This window comes from Pseudomonas sp. LBUM1645, assembly GCF_059716185.1.
This window is the reverse complement of sequence record NZ_CP166811.1, coordinates 5398264-5416324: the sequence shown is the minus strand read 5'-3', so window position 1 is coordinate 5416324 and position 18061 is coordinate 5398264. Positions and strand designations below refer to the sequence as shown.

Below are 18061 nucleotides of genomic sequence, written 5' to 3'. Positions count from 1 at the left end.
CCCAGCCATGAGCCGTATCTACGCTGACAACGCCCATTCCATCGGCAATACACCGCTGGTGCAGATCAACCGTATCGCCCCGCGCGGCGTGACCATCCTGGCCAAGATCGAAGGGCGTAACCCCGGTTACTCGGTCAAGTGCCGGATCGGTGCAAGCATGATCTGGGACGCCGAAAGCACCGGCAAACTCAAGCCTGGCATGACCATCGTCGAACCGACCTCAGGCAATACCGGTATCGGCCTGGCGTTCGTTGCTGCAGCTCGCGGGTACAAGCTGATGCTGACCATGCCGGCGTCCATGAGTATCGAGCGTCGCAAAGTGCTCAAGGCACTGGGGGCCGAACTGGTACTGACCGAACCGGCCAAGGGCATGAAAGGAGCAATCGAGAAGGCTGCTGAAATTGTCGCCAGCGACCCGACTGCCTACTTCATGCCGTCGCAGTTTGAAAACCCGGCCAACCCCGCGATCCACGAAAAAACGACCGGTCCGGAAATCTGGAACGACACCGACGGTGCTGTCGACGTACTGGTGGCAGGCGTTGGAACGGGTGGAACCATTACCGGGGTTTCGCGGTATATCAAGAATACCCAGGGCAAACCGATTATTTCGGTGGCGGTGGAGCCAGCGGTGTCGCCGGTTATCACCCAGGCAATGGCCGGTGAAGAAATCAAGCCGAGCCCTCACAAGATCCAGGGTATTGGTGCCGGTTTTGTGCCGAAGAATCTTGATCTGTCGATGGTCGATCGGGTTGAGTTGGTCAGCGATGAAGAATCCAAGGCCATGGCCCTGCGCCTGATGCAGGAAGAAGGGATTTTGAGCGGCATTTCCTGCGGAGCCGCCATGGCGGTGGCCGTCCGACTGGCGGAAACCCCGGAAATGCAGGGCAAGACCATCGTGGTGATCCTGCCGGACTCCGGTGAACGCTACCTGTCGAGCATGCTGTTCAGTGATCTGTTTACCGATCAGGAGAATCAGCAGTAGGAGCTGCCGCAGGCTGCGATCTTTTGCTCTTGTTTTTGAACTTGTGTAACGGGGGGTGATTCAGGTCAGCCCCCGTTCAGGAACCTTATGTTAAGAAGTGCTTTATTGCGCAATCCTTAACAGTGAATGTTGAGATACACGGGTTCTTCCCGAGGCCGGTAATGTTTATCATGGCCGGCAGCCACGTCGGGTAAATGGCGTTGTGCAAAGTTGTCTACTATCAAGGAGTTGTTGATGACCGTTTCCCTTGCCGCGAAGGCGTCGCTGTTGCTGCTGTTCCTCGGCAGCACCCTCTATGTGCATTTACGCGGGAAGGCGCGTTTGCCGGTCTTGCGTCAGTTCGTCAACCACTCGGCTTTGTTCGCGCCCTATAACGCCTTGATGTACCTGTTCTCCAGCGTGCCATCCAAACCCTATCTTGACCGCAGCAAGTTCCCGGAACTGGATGTGCTCAAGGACAACTGGGAAGTCATCCGCGACGAAGCGATGCATTTGTTCGACGAGGGTTACATCCGCGCCGCCGAAAGGAACAACGACGCCGGATTCGGTTCGTTCTTCAAGAAAGGCTGGAAGCGTTTTTACCTCAAGTGGTACGACAAACCACTGCCATCGGCCGAAGCCCTGTGCCCGAAAACCGTGGCACTGCTCAGCAGCATTCCCAACGTCAAAGGCGCCATGTTCGCGTTGCTGCCAGGCGGCAGCCACCTCAACCCGCACCGTGATCCGTTCGGCGGTTCCCTGCGTTATCACTTGGGGCTGTCGACGCCGAACTCTGACGATTGCCGGATCTTCGTCGACGGTCAGGTCTACGCCTGGCGCGATGGCGAAGACGTGATGTTCGACGAAACCTACGTGCATTGGGTCAAGAACGAAACCGACAAGACTCGGGTCATCCTGTTTTGCGACATCGAACGACCGTTGAGCAACCGCCTGATGACCCGCATCAACCGCTGGGTCAGTGGCTTTTTGGGGCGCGCCACTGCACCGCAGAATCTTGATGATGAACGTGTTGGCGGGATTAACCAGGTTTACGCCTGGAGCAAGAACTCCAGCGACAAGTTCAGCGGTGTGGTCAAACAGTGGAAGCGTCGTAATCCCAAGGCGTACCGCGTGCTGCGGCCAGTGTTGGCGGTGGTGGTGCTGACGTTGTTGGGGTATTGGTTGTTTGGTTAAGACCGGCATCTGAACAATAAAACCGCTCTATGTGAGCGGTTTTTTGTGCGAGTCAAGTTGACGGGTAACCAAGCTAACCCCGGTGGACTCTGGCGCTTGGGTGCGCTCCTGACGTGGTTGACTCGCACAAAGCGCCATAGAGGGACGCAAGCCGTTAAACTCCCTCCCGGCGGTACAGCCCTGAAAGTGACAGGCTTTTCTTTCAGCTGGCTCGCGCACCCCCTCAATGAAGGCGCAGCACGGACGCAGTGTGCTGCCATACACCCCATGGAATAGGCGACTCTAATTGAATCAATCCCTCAAACCCGGCGAGAACACCACCCTCAGCATGCCCAAAGGGCAGGTAGTGGTCACCCATGCGGCTGGCGAGAACCTGGACGTTAACCTCACGGCCTTCCTCGCCACCGAAACCGGTAAGGTGATGGATGACAGTGGCATGGTTTTCTTCAATGCGCCGGAACACGCTTCAGGTGCAGCCACCTTCATCGCACCGGTCACGCAAAGCGGCTCCGTCAGCCACCGAATCGGCTTTGATCTGTCTCGCCTCCCGGCCAGTATCACGAAGATCGCCATCACCCTGACGCAAGATGGCAGCGCTGGCGGTTTTGCCGCGGTCAAGGACCTGCGCGCCCAAGTCATTGTTGGCGACCAGGTCCTGGAACTCGCACCTGGGGCGTTCTCTCAGGAGACTGGCATCATCGTGCTCGAGTTGTACGTTCGAAGCGGCCAACTCAAAGCGCGCTCGGTATGGCAGGGGTTCGCCTCGGGTCTTGCCGGGCTCTGCGGCCTCTACGGGATTGAGGTTGACGACGAAGTGCCATCTACTCCGGCGGTCGCACCGACCCCCGCGCCTAAACCGATCAATATCGCCAAGTCCGTTATCACCCTGGACAAGCCAGGCACCCGCCACAAGGTGTCGTTGGAAAAAGGCCCGTCCGCACCAAAGGTCATTCGGGTCAGCGCGACCTGGGTTGATAACGGCGATGGGCAGGACAATGACGATCTCGACCTCAGGATCGGCATCCTTCGACCTGATGGCCGAATGTCCATCATCCAGGCTCCCGACAAGAGTGGTGCCATTGACGTCGATCCCTTCGTTTTCCACACCGGAGACGTGGTCAATGCCAGTGCTTCTGCGCCGGGTGTCGAAACGGTCGAAATCAACCCTGCCATCTCCCAGCGATTGGGCGGCAAGGTCGCGCTGGTCTGCAGCGTTTACTCCGCCGTGGGCAATGGTGCCGTCTCGGTGGCTTCGCTGAGGCCGAAGATGCGGATGGAATACGGCGACCAGGTCGTTGAGTGCGCTTTTGAGTTCAAGGATGGTTTTTTCAGCAGCTCGATCTACACCTATGTGATCGGCTTGATCGAGATAGACCTGGATCACATTGAGCTGAGTCCGTCCGGCGCTACCTCCAAAAGCGGCAGCGAAGCTACACCCTGGCTGTCGCGCAAGGGCGACACGCTGGTGATCACCATGGACGGACCCCCCGTGTTTAAAGGGTATCCACCGGAAAAAAGCGGCAAGAAACACTACGTCTGAGTCCGTATGGCTGGCGCGTGGCACTCGTCGAGTCGCCACACGCCAGAGGGCGTGGTGTAGGCTTGGCGGGTCTTTTCGGCAAGTCATTGCAATCTGTGTCCAGCGCTGGTTATAGTCGGCGCTCGGTGTTTTTTAACCCAACTTTCTACCCTTCAAAAAAGATCAGCCCATGCCAGCTTCCCTCATCAACGCGGTAGTCGATTCAGCGGTCAACGCTGGCGTCGTGCCGTGCGGGAATCAGCAGCCTGTGCAGATCAGTCATTACCCTCCACCTGTCAGTAGCACGCCGGTGTGCGCAGTCGTATCACCGCCGGGCGTTGGCGTTTCGGGCTGATCAGCTTTTTTCTGCTGTTTCCATGCCCGTCTAAAAAGTGCTCGCCTGAAAAAACTACTGAATTTCAGCTTCGGCTGAGTTGGCTTTTTGCCTGACTACAGGTGGTATTCATGTTTATCCTTTCGAAAAAAACCGCGCTCGCGGCGGCGTCCACGAGCCTGTTCGTTTTGCTGTGGAGCAGCGGGGCGATCTTCTCCAAATGGGGCCTGGCCCACGCGTCGCCCTTTGCATTTCTGTTGATTCGCTTCGCTATCGCGATCTGCGGATTGGTGCTGCTGGTGCCGTTGCTCAAGCTGAAACTGCCCAAGGGCGGCAAGCCGATGCTGTATGCGATGGCCACGGGTGTGGTGTTGCTGGGGGCTTATCAGATTTTTTATCTGCTGGCCCTGGACCTCAAAGTCACACCGGGCGTCATGGCAACGATCATGGGCGTGCAGCCCATTCTTACCGTGGTGATCATGGAGCGTCAGCGATCAGCCAGCAGAATGTTCGGTCTGGCACTGGGTTTGGCCGGGTTGATCATGGTTGTTTACCAAGGCATCGGTCTGGCCGGTATGTCATTGGCCGGTATGCTCTTCGGTTTGCTGGCGCTGGCGAGCATGACGTTCGGTTCGATCATGCAAAAGCGCATCACCGACAATCCACTCGGCACGCTGCCAGTGCAGTACCTGGCGGGGCTGTTGCTCTGCGGGATCTTCGTGCCGTTCCAACCCTTTCATTTCGAACACAGCACCGGTTTCATCGTGCCGGTGTTGTGGATGGGATTGGTCGTGTCGGTGCTTGCGACCTTGTTGCTGTATCGGCTGATTGCACGGGGCAACCTGGTCAATGTCACCAGTCTGTTTTACCTGGTGCCGGCGGTGACGGCGGTCATGGACTACCTGATTTTCGGCAACCGGTTGGCGGCGTTGAGCATGCTTGGCATGTTGCTGATCATCGTCGGATTGGTATTCGTATTCCGTAAAGCAGCATAAAAAAATGGCCTGGAGCATTGCTCCGGGCCTTTTTTATTTGGCCAGCGCATGCTCGGCCCGCACCGAATTCATGAACGCCTGCATCGCCGATGATTGAATGCGATGCCGTCGGGTAATCAGCCCATACGGCGGCAGTCGTGCTTCGAACTTGATCGGCAACACCGCCAGCAAATCACGGCCCGGATAGTCTTCCACCACCGACACCGGCGTCACGCCGAGCATGTCGGTCTGCTGGATCAATGAGAGCAGGGTCATGATCGACGTGGTTTCGACGATGCTGCTGGGGATGTCGACCCGCGCATTGTGAAACACCTGATTGATGATCGCACGCATCGGGCTCGGATGCTGTTGCAGCACCCAGGTCATGTTCTGCAATTCCGCCCAGCTCAGCTGCTTCTCCTTCGCCAGCGGATGTTGCGCGCCGGCGATCACGCACAAGGCTTCTTCACCGAGGCTGTCAAAAAGCAACTCTTCGGCCCGCGCGCCGGCCGGAATCCGCCCCAGCACGATATCCAGTTGGTCCTGCAGCAGCGCCTGCACCAGCACGTCGCTGGTATCGACCTGAATGCTCATGGATAACCGCGGATGGCTTTGTTTCAAGGTCGCGATGGTGCGGGTCAACAGCCCCGAGGCCAGCGCCGGAATCGCTCCGACAGCCACCCGGCCGAGGTTGCCGGATTCGAGTGCGACCAGTTCTTCACGCATGCCGCTGAGTTCGGCAAACACCATGCGCGCGTAGTAGATGACGGTTTCCCCGAACGGGGTAGAGCGCATTCCCCGGGGCAAACGTTCGAAGAGCTCGACGCCCAGCAAGTCCTCGGCCTCGTGCAGCATCTTGGTCGCTGCCGGCTGGGTCATGCCGATGTGGTCGGCGGCGCGGCGCAATGAGCCGAATTCCTGCAACGCCAGCATCAGCCGCAGTTGGCGCAGACGCAGTCGGCTGTGGATCACGTTGGCTTCAGGAATTCGGGTCATGGGCCATGCTCGCAAAAAGGACTGCGGCAAGCCTGACAACAAATGTCAGGCGTTGCCAGCATTGCCGTGTCACAGCACCGATTTTGGCTTGGCGATATGGGGTTTGCGCAGGCCCATCAGCGTGCCCAGTACCTTGGTAATCAGCGGCCAGAACAGCATCAGCAACGCCGCCGTGGTCAGGCAGCCCACCAATGGGTTGGACCAGAAGATCCCCAGGTGGCCGTCGGAGAACAACATCGACTGACGGAACGCATCTTCCGCCTTGTCGCCCAACACGGCGGCAAGCACCAGCGGAGCGATCGGATAACCGAGTTTCTTGAACAGATAACCCAGCGCGCCGAAGCCCAGCATCAGCACCACGTCGAAGAACGAGTTGTGCACCGAGTAGGCGCCGATGGCGCAGACCATGATGATAATCGGCGCAATGATCGAGAACGGAATCCGCAGGATCGAAGCGAACAGCGGCACGGTGGCCAACACCACGATCAGACTGACGACGTTGCCCAAGTACATGCTGGCGATCAGGCCCCAGACGAAATCGTGTTGCTCGACGAACAGCGTCGGGCCGGGGTGCAGACCCCAAATCATCAAACCGCCGAGCATCACCGCTGCGGTGGCCGAACCGGGAATGCCCAGGGTCAGCATCGGCAGCAGGGCACTGGTGCCTGCGGCGTGGTCAGCGGTTTCCGGGGCGATCACACCTTCGAGTTCACCCTTGCCGAAGTTCTCGCGGTTCTTCGAGAAACGCCGCGCCAGGCTGTAACTCATGAACGATGCCGCCGTTGGCCCGCCGGGCGTGATGCCCATCCAGCAACCGACCAATGTGCTGCGCACTATCGTCCACCAGTAGCGCGGCAACTTGGCCCAGGTGCGCAGGATGATCATCGGCGTGATGCGCGCATGCTCGCCACGGAACACTAGACCTTCCTCGACGGTGCAGAGGATCTCGCCGATACCGAACAGGCCGATCACCGCTACTTCGAAGCTGATGCCGGTCATCAGCGTCGGCTGGTCGAAGGTCAGGCGCAGGTTACCGGACACGGTGTCCATGCCGACCGCGGCCATGGCGAAGCCGATCATCATCGCGACCACGGTTTTTAGCGGTGGGTTTTTGCTCATGCCGATGAAGGTGCAGAACGCCAACAGGTACACCGCGAAGAACTCCGGCGAGCTGAAAGACATGGCGAACGCGGCGATCTTTGTCGACAGGAACGTCAGCAACAACACCCCGGCCAGTGCGCCGATCAGCGCCGAGCTGAACGCAGCGGTCAGGGCTTCGGCGGCGCGACCTTCGCGGGCCATCGGGTAACCGTCGAAGGTGGTCGCCACCGATGAGGGCTCGCCGGGAATATTGAACAGAATCGAGGTGATCGAGCCGCCGAACAGCGCGCCCCAATACATGCACGACAGCAGAATGATCGCCGACACCGGCGACATGGTGAACGTCAGCGGCAGCAGCAACGCCACGCCATTGGGGGCGCCGAGGCCGGGCAACACGCCGACCAAAATACCCAGCAGCACGCCGATCACCATCAGGCCGATATGGCCCGGGGTCAGGATCAGGTTCATGCCTTGCAGCAGGGAATCGAACTCGCTCATTTGAATTTTCTCCCGGCCAGGGCAATCCAGTCGCCCATCGGGCCGGCATCCAGCGGGACCTTGAACCACAACGCGAAAATCAGGTAGCTGGCGAGTACCGCGCCAAGGGACACGCTGGCGATCATCAGTTTGCTGTAAGGCTTGGCGCGGACCTTGTCACGCCACATGAACCAGGCAATGAAACACGCCGAAGCCACGTAGATGCCGGTGAACGGCATCGCCCCGACGAATAGCGCAATCGGAATGAACACCGACAACACTTGCTTGAACGCACTGCGGCTGACGAATGAAATGCTCAGGGCTTGCCAGCGCACCACGGTCAACACGCCGTTGGCCACGCTCGCGGCGCTCAGCATCAGGCCGATGTAGAAGGGGAAGTAACCCGGCTCGGGGCCGGAATCGCCCCAGCCGATACCTTGTTCGAGACTGCCGAACATCACCACCGCGCCGATCAGCGTGGTGAAGAGTGCCAGGCCGAGTTCGACCCAGCGGGTACCAACCAGCGCTGGTGAATCCGAAGAATGGGACATGAATGCACCTCCAGAGGTGACGGCCGTGCGCAGGCGGACGGCCGTGAACAACTCAGTTTTTCAGCCAGCCGGCTTCTTTGAACACCGGCGTAACGCGAGCGGTGTCTTTCTCAATGTAGGCGGTCAGCGGCTCGCCTTCGAGGAAGGTGGGCACCAGCGCGTTCTGTTTGACGTAGGCCTTGAACTCCGGCGTCTCGGTGACTTTGCGCATCAGCTCGACATAGAACGCCCGTTGTTCGGCGGTGACTTCGCCGGGCATGAACACGGTGCGCGGGAAGCGGTATTGATCGATGCCCAGCCCCTGTTCGTGGCAGGTTGGAACGTCGGCCCAGGATTTATCGCCGGCGACTTTTTCGGTGTAGCTCATGCGCTCTTTGCTGAAAACACAGAGCGGTTCGACCTGATCGCCGCGCCATTGGCTGATGCTTTCGCTGGGGTTGTTGACGTTGGCGGCGATGTGTTTGCCGGCCAGTTGGGTCGCGGCCTCACTGCCGCTCTTGAACGGGATGTACACCAGTTTGCTGTTGGTGGTCTGGTTCAGTAGCAGGGTCAGGGTCTGGTCGACATCCTTGGACTGACTGCCGCCCATGCGCAGGTTCGATGGGTCAGCTTTGACCGCTTCGTAGAAGCTTTTGGCGTCCTTCCACGGTGCGCCCTTGTAGCTCCAGAGAATGAAGTCGTCCTCGGCCACGGCGGCGATGGGGGTCAGCTCCTGCCATTGGTAACCGAGCTTGGATACCAGCGGCAACAGGTAGATGTTATTGGTGCCGATAACCAGTTTTTCCGGATCGCCCTTGTTCATTTTCAAGTCGAGGAAGGCTTCGGCGCCGTTGCCGCCGCCCTTGTTCAGGACGATGGTATTCACGTCGAGGAACTTGTGGGTGGTGATGATCGACTGGATCAGCCGACCGAGCTGGTCGGTGCCGCCACCGGGGCCGCCAGCGACAACGATTTCGACGTTCTTGTCCGGCTGCCAGGCTGCATGAGCCAAAGCAGGAAGGGTACCGGCGGCGACCAGTGTGCAGCCAAGAAACAGACGGGATGTGCGATGGACGAATGCATTTCGCATGGAAGGCCTCGTTTTTGTAGTTGTTATGAGTGACTTGTCGGAGCGGTAAAGCTGCAAGCCTGGCCTGAGTGTGGGAAGCCGCCGTCGCCGCGTCTAGTCAAAACAATACATACACCGATAGCCTGGGGTTATAGGTCGAGGCAGGCAAATGGACGGTTATCGCTGAAGGCTTTGCGCCAGAGCCTTTTGCGAGGAAAGTCGGAGTTTGCGTCATCCATTGAAAGCTCTCTGAAAGCAGGGCATGCCATAACCCGAGGCTATCGCCGTATTCCAAGTTTTGATTAGACGGTTATCACTGAGCCTTCGATAGTGCTCATCAGCGCCGATACGAAGCGGCGACGTCAGCTCCACAACAATAATAAAACGAGGTACGCACCATGGCTCGTCCCAGTGCTTCCCTGCATCTACCTGGCGCAGTTGCCCAGCCAGCGGCGGCAGCGGCAACACCGCTGACCGGCACGACCAAAGCCAGCAGCGTGCGCTGGCGGATCTTCGCGATCATCTTTGCATTGACCATGGTCAACCTGATCGATCGGGTCTCGCTGTCCATCGCGATGCCGACCATCGCCAATGAATTTTCCCTGTCGCCGAGCCTGCAAGGGCTGATCCTCAGCAGCTTCTTCTGGGCCTATGCGCTGTTGCAGATTCCCGGCGGCTGGATGATCGATCGCTTCGGGCCGCACCGGGTCATCAGTTGGTCCACCGGGTTGTGGGGTACGTTCCAGGTGCTGGCGGCGTTTGCGACCGGAGGGTTGTCATTGTTGTTCGCCCGGGTCGCACTCGGGGCCGCAGAGGCACCGTTGTTTCCGTCTGGCGGCAAGTTGATTTCCCTGTGGCTGGCACCGAGCGAGCGCAGTCGCGGCGCGGTGCTGATGGACAGTGGCAGCCCGTTGGGCGTGGCGCTGGGCGGGTTGATCATTGCCTATCTGATTGCTTCGTTGGATTCGTGGCGTCTGGCCTTCGTGATTGCCGGCATCGCGACGTTGGTGCTGGCCTGGCTGGCGCGGCGTTATCTGCGTGATGACCCGGCCAGCCACCCACAAGTGAATGCTGAAGAACTGGAAAAGATCAACGCCGGGCGCGCGACGCCTGCTGCCGAAGCCGCGCGTGTGCCGGTCAAAGGCTTGGGTATCGCGGCACGCTCCTTGAGCGGTTTGCTGATCGGTCGCGCCAGTTGGGCGATGGTCTATTTCGGCTTGCTGACCTGGGGGCCGAGTTATCTGGCGCAAGCCCGAGGCTTCGATATCAAGGGCATTGGCGCCGCGACGTTCGTGATCTTCGTGTGCGGTGCGTTGGGTTCGTTGACCGGTGGTTTCCTTTGCGACGGACTGATCCGCAAAGGCGTCAGCCGTGGCATGGCGGTCAAGAGCCTGCTGGCGTTTTCCGGCCTGGTGGCCCTCGGCGCGTTCCTGTTGCTGCCAACCCTGAGCAATCCTTTTGCGGCCGTGGCGCTGTTGGCCATGACCGCCTTTTTTCTTATGTGGGGCAGCCTCTACTGGAGCTTCCCGGCGTTGCTGGCGGCACCGGCGAGAGTCGGGTTGATCGGCGGCGTGATGAACATGGCCGGCAGCACCGGCGGCATCGCGGTGCCGATTCTGGTGGGGATCATTCTGCAAATGACCGGTGGTTTTGCGCCGGTGCTGGGGTTCTTTGCGGTGTGCTCGGCAGTGTTTGTGTTGGCGACGTTGTTCATCAGCCTCGACGAGGTGCGCCATGGGTGAGTTGTGGAACGGCCCGATCATCGACGCCCATCATCACTTCTGGGACCCGTCGATCAATGACCATCCGTGGCTGGCGCCCGAAGCCAACATCCCGTTTCGCTACGGTGATTACAGCGCGATCAAGCGCCGCTATTTTCCTGACGACTATTTCACTGACGTCGGCCCGCATCGCGTGGTGCAAACGGTGTACGTCGAGACCGAATGGGACCCGCAAGACCCGATTGGCGAAACCCTTTTTATCGAGGGGCTGGCCGCCCGATACGGCGTGCCGAATGCGGTCGTGGCACAAGCCTGGCTCGACCGTCCAGACGCCATTGCGGTACTGACCGAGCAAGCCAGTTTCAAGTGCGTGCGCAGCGTTCGGCACAAACCTGGCGGACCGACTTCGCCTGCGCAGGTTGGCCATATGCGCAGCCTGATGAGTGACGAACACTGGCGCCGCAGTTTCGCCGCGCTCGAAGGTTTGGGCCTGCACTTCGATTTGCAGGCCCCCTGGTGGAACCTGCACGAGGCCGAACGGCTGGCCCGGGACTTTCCCGGCACCACGCTGATTCTCAACCACGCCGGGTTGCCCAATGACCGCAGTGCCGAAGGCCTGGCGGGTTGGCGTCTGGCGATGGCAAGGCTGGCCGAGTGGCCGAACGTGCAGGTGAAGATTTCCGGTCTGGGCCAGGCCGGCCAGGCATGGCGCGCCAAAGACAACGCCTGGATCGTTCGTGAAGTGATCGCCATGTTCGGCACCGATCGGGCGATGTTCGCCAGCAACTTCCCGGTGGACAGCCTGTGCGGCTCATTCGACGACATCTACAGCGGTTTCAAATCCATCGTTGCTGATCTGCCCAGCGCCGATCAGGAGCGTCTTTTCTACAGCAACGCGCAGCGGGTTTATCGCTGCGAGCCTTGCGCCATTGAGCGGACATGGCCTGAACCCTTGAGGAGTGAAGCATGAACAAGACAACCATCGCGATGGTCCTGGGCGACCCGGCGGGCATCGGCCCGGAACTGATCGCACGCCTGCTCGGTGAACCCGAAGTGCGCAGCCAGGCCAATGTGATATTGATCGCCGACGAAGCGGAAATGCGCCGCGGCATGCGCATCGCCGGGGTGGAGTTTCCCTACCGTCGCGTCGAGTCGCTGGATCAGCTGGATTTCCGTGATGACACGCCGCTGTTCTATGACTTTCGCGGCGACACCCTCGGTGAGTTCCCTCGCAGTGAAGCCAGTGTCATCGGCGGCCGCTACAGCCTCGATACCCTGGAAAAAGCCCTGCGCCTGACCGAGGCCGGCACCACCGACGCGGTGCTGTTCGGGCCGCTGAACAAGACTTCGCTGCACATGGCCGGCATGGCCCACAGCGATGAGCTGCACTGGTTCGCCGAGCTGCTGGATTTCCACGGGCCGTTTTGCGAGTTCAACGTGCTCGACAACCTCTGGACTTCCCGGGTGACGTCCCACGTGGCCCTGGCCGATGTGCCGGGCATGCTCAGCCAGACGCGGGTGGTGGAAGCGATCCAGTTGATCGACACCGCGCTCAAACGCAATGGCCTGGAAAAACCGCGCATTGGTGTATGTGGACTGAACCCGCATAACGGCGACAACGGCTCGTTCGGTCGCGAAGAACTGGACATCATCGGCCCGGCCGTGCGCTCGGCTCAGGCGCTGGGGATTGCGGCCGAAGGACCGTATCCGGCCGACACGATCTTCCTCAAGGTTCAGGGCGACGCCAGTGCCTTTGACGCGGTGGTCACGATGTATCACGACCAGGGGCAGATCGCGATCAAGTTGATGGGCTTCTCCCGTGGGGTGACGGTGCAGGGTGGTTTGCCGATTCCGATTACCACCCCGGCGCACGGCACCGCGTTTGATATCGCGGGGCAGGGCAAGGCGAATGTCGGGGCGATTCGGCAGGCGTTCGAGATTGCGTGCCGGATGGGCGTCAACAACTACTAAAAGCTTAGGATCAAAAGATCGCAGCCTTCGGCAGCTCCTACCAGGGGATCGAATTCTCCTGTAGGAGCTGCCGAAGGCTGCGATCTTTTCGTTTCATCTGATAACCCGATCTACTGGATAACCCGTCTTTGCTATCACTCCAGGTTATCGTCGGATACGCATAAGTGATTATCCGCAGCCCCCAAGCGCTGGCTAAAGTCGCTCCATCGAATGCCAAAGCCGACCACCCAAGCGGCTCTGCGCAGCGACTCAACAACTACAAAAAGCCGGCAGCGCAAGGAACTGTATCCATGAAAATCAAAGCAATCCGTACCCGCGTTTTCGAGTGGAAAGGCAAAGTCGTCCCCCCTCAAGCGCACTTCTGCACTAACGCCAGCGACATCCTGTTCGAGCGCGGCGACGCCATGGGCTCGTTCCGTTTTCACGGCTGGCTGGTGGTGGAAGTCGAGACCGACACCGGTCTTGTCGGCATCGGTAACTGCGCCCTGGCACCGCGTGTGGCCAAGGAAATCATCGACACCTATCTGGCGCCGATTGCGATTGGCGAAGACCCGTTCGACAACGAATACATCTGGCAGAAGATGTATCGCCAGAGCCACGCCTGGGGCCGTAAAGGCATCGGCATGGCGGCGATCTCCGCGATCGACATCGCGATCTGGGACATCATGGGCAAAGCCGTGAACAAACCGGTGTTCAAACTGCTCGGCGGCCGCACCAAGGAAAAGATCTGGACGTATGCCTCCAAGCTCTACGCCAACGACAACCTCGACCTGTTCCTCGAAGAAGCCCAGGGCTATCTGAATCAGGGTTTCACCGCGCTGAAAATGCGCTTCGGCTACGGTCCGAAAGACGGCCCGGCAGGCATGCGCAAGAACATCGAACAAGTGCGGGCGCTGCGTAACCTGGCCGGTCCCGACATCGACATCATGCTTGAGTGCTACATGGGCTGGACCTTGGAATACGCCCGCCGCATGTTGCCAAAACTCGCCGAATTCGAACCGCGCTGGCTCGAAGAACCGGTGATTGCCGACGACATCGAGGGTTACATCGAACTGAAAAAAATGGGGATCATGCCGATCTCCGGCGGCGAGCATGAGTTCACCTCCTACGGCTTCAAAGACCTGCTGGAACGCCGCGCTGTCGACGTGATCCAGTACGACACCAACCGAGTCGGCGGCATCACCGCTGCACGCAAGATCAACGCCATGGCCGAGGCCTGGTCGGTGCCGGTGATCCCGCACGCCGGGCAGATGCACAACTACCACCTGACCATGTCCACCACCGCCTCGCCGATGGCCGAGTTCTTCCCGGTGTTCGACGTCGAAGTCGGCAACGAACTCTTCTACTACGTGTTCAAGGGCGAGCCGCAACCGGTCAACGGCTACATCCAGCTCGACGATGACAAGCCGGGCCTGGGCCTGGAAATCTCCGATGAGTACCTGAGCGACTTCAACATCATCGAGTGACCCAAATCCCCGACTTTCTGGAGGCCGTCATGCGCCTGATTCAATTTGAAAACACTGCCGGTGAACGCCAGGTGGGCTTGGTCGAAGGCTCGCAGGTCCAGGTGCTGAAAGGCACCCGCAGCACCCGGGAACTGGCCCTCGCGGCGATCCGCGGCCAGCGCAGCCTGCAAGAAGAAGTCGCCCAGCGCGGCACCGAGCCAGGCCCGGATTATGCGCAACTGTTGCAGCAGGGCAACGTCCTGCCGCCGCTGGACCACGAAGACCCGGCGCATTGCCTGATCAGCGGCACTGGCCTGACCCACTTGGGCAGCGCTTCGGCACGGGACAAAATGCACCAGCAGGATGGCGCAGTCGAAGCCGGCATGACCGACACCATGCGCATTTTCAAATGGGGCCTGGAGGGCGGAAAACCAGCGGCCGGGCAGGTCGGTGCGCAACCGGAATGGTTCTACAAAGGTGACGGCAGCATCGTCGTGCGCCCCGGCGCGGACTTCCCGGTGCCGCCGTTTGCCGAAGATGCCGGTGAAGAACCGGAGCTCACCGGTCTCTACGTGATCGGCGATGACAGCCAGCCGTACCGCGTCGGTTATGCCTTAGGCAACGAGTTCTCCGACCATGTGATGGAGCGGCGCAATTACTTGTACCTCGCGCATTCGAAACTGCGCTTCTGCGCCTACGGTCCGGAGCTGCGGGTGGGTGAATTGCCCAAGCATCTGGCCGGCACCAGTCGCATCAAACGCAATGGCGAAACGATCTGGGAAAAAGAGTTTCTCAGCGGCGAAGACAACATGTGCCACAGCCTCGCCAACCTTGAATTTCACCACTTCAAATACGCGCAGTTTTTACGTCCCGGCGATGTCCACGTGCATTACTTCGGCACCGCCACGCTGTCGTTTGCCGACGGGGTGAAACCCCAACCGGGCGATCGCTTCCAGATCAGCCTCGATGAGTTCGGCGCGCCGCTGGAAAACGGTATCGGCGAAAGCGCCCAGCCGTTGGCCATCGGTCAGGTTCGCGCGCTTTAAGCCTTCAACCATCGGCGCTGTTGGCCGGTCAAGGAATCAGTCATGACTTCGCTACTCGGACACAACTACATCGGCGGTCGCCGCAGCGCCAATGGTACGTTGCAGCTGCAAAGCCTCGACGCGACTACCGGCGAGCCGCTGCCCGGCACTTTCTTCCAGGCTTCTGAAACCGAAGTGCATGCCGCCGCCAAGGCCGCGGCCGCTGCGTATCCGATCTACCGCGACCTGAGCGCGGAAAAACGCGCGACATTCCTCGACGCCATCGCCGATGAAATCGATGCATTGGGCGATGACTTCGTCGCCACCGTGTGCCGCGAAACCGCGTTGCCGAGGGGGCGTATCCAGGGTGAACGCGCCCGCACCAGCGGCCAGATGCGCTTGTTCGCCAAGGTTCTACGTCGCGGTGATTTCTACGGTGCGCGGATTGATCGGGCTCTGCCCGATCGCCAGCCTTTACCGCGTCCGGATCTGCGTCAGTACCGAATCGCCCTCGGGCCGGTTGCGGTGTTCGGCGCCAGTAACTTTCCCTTGGCGTTCTCAACGGCCGGTGGCGATACCGCCTCGGCGCTGGCCGCCGGTTGCCCGGTGGTGTTCAAGGCTCATAGTGGGCACATGGCGACAGCCGAGTGGGTAGCGGACGCCATCATTCGCGCCGCCGAGCGCACCGAGATGCCAGCCGGCGTGTTCAACATGATCTACGGCGCGGGTGTCGGTGAGTGGCTGGTCAAGCACCCGGCGATTCAGGCCGTGGGCTTCACCGGTTCGCTCAAGGGCGGCAATGCCCTGAGTCACATGGCCGCGACCCGGCCGCAGCCGATCCCGGTGTTTGCCGAGATGTCGAGTATCAATCCGGTGTTCCTGCTGCCCGAAGCGCTCAAGGTGCGCGGCGAGCAGATCGCTGTGCAACTGGCCGGTTCGGTGACACTGGGTTGTGGGCAGTTTTGCACCAATCCAGGTTTGGTCATTGGTTTGCGTTCACCGCAGTTCAGCCTGTTTCTGGAAAGCTTTTGCGCGAGCATGAACCAGCAATCGGCGCAAACCATGCTCAATGCCGGCGCGCTGGCCAGCTACAGCAAAGGCCTGGGAGAGCTGCACGAACATCCGGGGCTGACGCATCTGGCGGGCAAGCCGCAACAGGGGAGTCAGGCTCATCCGCAAGTGTTCAAGGCTGATGTCAGTCTGTTGCTCAACGGGGATGAACTGCTTCAGGAGGAGGTTTTCGGGCCGACCACCATCGTCATTGAAGTCGAGGATCGGGCACAGTTGACGGCGGCATTGCATGGCCTGCGCGGGCAACTGACGGCGACGCTGATTGGTGAGGCCGGGGAGTTGCTGGAATATCGCTGGCTGGCGGAGGCGCTGCAGGAGAAGGTCGGGCGGATTTTGCTAAATGGTTATCCGACGGGAGTCGAGGTCTGCGAGGCGATGGTGCATGGCGGGCCTTACCCGGCCACTTCAGATTCGCGGGGTACGTCGGTCGGCACGTTGGCGATCGATCGTTTCCTGCGGCCGGTGTGCTTCCAGAATTATCCGGATGCGTTGTTGCCCGAGGCGTTGCAGAACGCTAATCCGCTGGGGATTCGGCGGTTGGTGGATGGCGAAGTGAGTGATTTGGCTTTGTGATTGTCGGTGTCTGAGCCACCGCCATCGCGAGCAAGCTCGCTCCCACATTGGATCTCTGTCACGACGAAGATCAACTGTGGGAGCGAGCTTGCTCGCGATGGCGTCATCAGCAACACCACAAAACTACCTGGCAACCACCTCTTTCGACTTCACCACCGCCGTCTTCAACACCAACCACAACGCCGCCGCAATCAACACCCCGCCATAGATGTGCGCCATCGACAACGGCTCATCCAGCAACAACGCTCCCCACAACACCCCGAACGGCGGAATCAGAAAGGTCGTGGTCATCGACTTCACCGGCCCGACCGAGCTGAGCAGGCGGAAGTAAATAATGTACGCCAACGCGGTACATACCAGCCCCAACCCCAGCAACGATAACCAGACATTCCAGCCGCCCCAGCTCTCCGGTGGCTGGCTGATCACGCTGTAACCGAACAGCGGCAACAGAAACAACGTCGCGCCCAGCATGCTGCCCACCGCCGATAGACGACTGTCGAGACCACCGGCCTGATCAAGCCAGCGGCGCGCGAGGAATCCGGCGAAACCGTAGCAGGTCGTGGCGAGCAGGCAGGCGAGGGCGCCCATCAGCAGTTCCATGTCGAACGCCACCGGACCGGCTCGGGTCAGGATGCCCACGCCCAACAGCCCGAGGAACACGCCGCCAAGTTTGGCGGCGGTGAGCCTTTCATGGAAGAACAGACCGCCGATCAGCACGCCCATCAGTGGCGTGGTGGCGTTGAAAATCGCCGAGTAACCGGCCGGCAGCACTTGCGCGGCGACCGAATACAGGGTCGCCGGAATCCCGGAGTTGATCACCCCGAGCAGCATCACGGTTTTGAGCTTGCCTTTGAAATCCCAGCTGATGCGCATCAGACCGAGGATCACCAACAGCCCGACCGCGGCAATCGATACGCGGAAAAAAGCAGTGGGGATTGTGCCAATCACCGGGGCAATGATGCGCATGAACAGAAAGCTCGCGCCCCAAATGGCGGCAAGCGATAGCAAACGCAGAGTATCGACGGGGTTCACAACACATTCCTTCCTTGATTGGCGAGCAAGTGTCGCGCCAGTCAGGACGCAAGGCAATGGTTGCGTTG

16 protein-coding genes are annotated in these 18061 nt (G+C 60.0%); 11 read left to right on the top strand and 5 right to left on the bottom strand.

Annotation, left to right across the window (positions count from 1 at the left end; translation table 11 throughout):
* The first annotated feature begins 7 nt into the window (after positions 1–7).
* From cysK to ACA079_RS24465, 5 genes are all read left to right on the top strand, one after another.
* Positions 8–982 (top strand): cysteine synthase A, encoded by a 975-nt coding sequence (gene cysK, locus ACA079_RS24485; protein WP_497701247.1) that lies wholly within the window; start codon positions 8–10, stop codon positions 980–982.
* A 234-nt stretch (positions 983–1216) separates the two neighbouring features.
* Complete coding sequence (locus tag ACA079_RS24480; RefSeq protein WP_497701246.1) at positions 1217–2155, top strand: aspartyl/asparaginyl beta-hydroxylase domain-containing protein; 939 nt, start codon at positions 1217–1219, stop codon at positions 2153–2155.
* 286 nt (positions 2156–2441) lie between these two features.
* Entirely contained in the window at positions 2442–3695 is a 1254-nt protein-coding gene (locus tag ACA079_RS24475; RefSeq protein ID WP_497701245.1) for a TerD family protein, read from the top strand.
* Positions 3696–3864: 169 nt separating this feature from the next.
* Complete coding sequence (locus tag ACA079_RS24470) at positions 3865–4029, top strand: hypothetical protein (protein WP_457399794.1); 165 nt, start codon at positions 3865–3867, stop codon at positions 4027–4029.
* 110 nt (positions 4030–4139) lie between these two features.
* Positions 4140–5003, top strand: a complete 864-nt coding sequence (locus ACA079_RS24465; RefSeq protein WP_497701244.1) for a DMT family transporter — start codon at positions 4140–4142, stop codon at positions 5001–5003.
* A gap of 33 nt (positions 5004–5036) precedes the next feature.
* Here the strand turns inward: ACA079_RS24465 and ACA079_RS24460 are convergent, their stop codons facing one another.
* From ACA079_RS24460 to ACA079_RS24445, 4 genes are all read right to left on the bottom strand, one after another.
* A complete protein-coding gene (locus ACA079_RS24460; protein WP_497701243.1) occupies positions 5037–5978 on the bottom strand; it encodes a LysR family transcriptional regulator in 942 nt (313 codons plus the stop codon).
* Positions 5979–6047: 69 nt separating this feature from the next.
* Positions 6048–7577: a tripartite tricarboxylate transporter permease gene (locus ACA079_RS24455; protein ID WP_497701242.1), complete on the bottom strand. Its 1530-nt coding sequence runs from the start codon at positions 7575–7577 to the stop codon at positions 6048–6050.
* Positions 7574–8107, bottom strand: coding sequence for a tripartite tricarboxylate transporter TctB family protein (locus ACA079_RS24450; protein WP_497701241.1), 534 nt, complete (start codon positions 8105–8107; stop codon positions 7574–7576). Before ACA079_RS24450 ends, ACA079_RS24455 begins: the two co-directional genes overlap by 4 nt.
* A gap of 52 nt (positions 8108–8159) precedes the next feature.
* Positions 8160–9176: a Bug family tripartite tricarboxylate transporter substrate binding protein gene (locus ACA079_RS24445; protein WP_497701240.1), complete on the bottom strand. Its 1017-nt coding sequence runs from the start codon at positions 9174–9176 to the stop codon at positions 8160–8162.
* 377 nt (positions 9177–9553) lie between these two features.
* Here ACA079_RS24445 and ACA079_RS24440 point away from each other — a divergent pair, with 377 nt between their 5' ends.
* The 6 genes from ACA079_RS24440 to ACA079_RS24415 all read left to right on the top strand — a co-directional run bounded on the left by ACA079_RS24440 (position 9554) and on the right by ACA079_RS24415 (position 16961).
* Positions 9554–10897, top strand: coding sequence for an MFS transporter (locus tag ACA079_RS24440; RefSeq protein ID WP_497701239.1), 1344 nt, complete (start codon positions 9554–9556; stop codon positions 10895–10897).
* Positions 10890–11846, top strand: coding sequence for an amidohydrolase family protein (locus ACA079_RS24435; protein WP_497701238.1), 957 nt, complete (start codon positions 10890–10892; stop codon positions 11844–11846). Before ACA079_RS24440 ends, ACA079_RS24435 begins: the two co-directional genes overlap by 8 nt.
* Positions 11843–12847 (top strand): 4-hydroxythreonine-4-phosphate dehydrogenase PdxA, encoded by a 1005-nt coding sequence (locus ACA079_RS24430; RefSeq protein WP_497701237.1) that lies wholly within the window; start codon positions 11843–11845, stop codon positions 12845–12847. Before ACA079_RS24435 ends, ACA079_RS24430 begins: the two co-directional genes overlap by 4 nt.
* A gap of 290 nt (positions 12848–13137) precedes the next feature.
* Positions 13138–14313: an L-rhamnonate dehydratase gene (locus tag ACA079_RS24425; protein ID WP_010462080.1), complete on the top strand. Its 1176-nt coding sequence runs from the start codon at positions 13138–13140 to the stop codon at positions 14311–14313.
* 29 nt (positions 14314–14342) lie between these two features.
* Positions 14343–15338, top strand: coding sequence for an AraD1 family protein (gene araD1 / locus ACA079_RS24420; protein WP_497701236.1), 996 nt, complete (start codon positions 14343–14345; stop codon positions 15336–15338).
* 42 nt (positions 15339–15380) lie between these two features.
* Positions 15381–16961, top strand: a complete 1581-nt coding sequence (locus ACA079_RS24415; protein ID WP_497701235.1) for an aldehyde dehydrogenase (NADP(+)) — start codon at positions 15381–15383, stop codon at positions 16959–16961.
* 123 nt (positions 16962–17084) lie between these two features.
* On the opposite strand, the gene ACA079_RS24410 is transcribed toward ACA079_RS24415, so the two are convergent.
* Complete coding sequence (locus ACA079_RS24410; RefSeq protein WP_497701234.1) at positions 17085–17993, bottom strand: DMT family transporter; 909 nt, start codon at positions 17991–17993, stop codon at positions 17085–17087.
* Positions 17994–18061 lie beyond the last annotated feature (68 nt).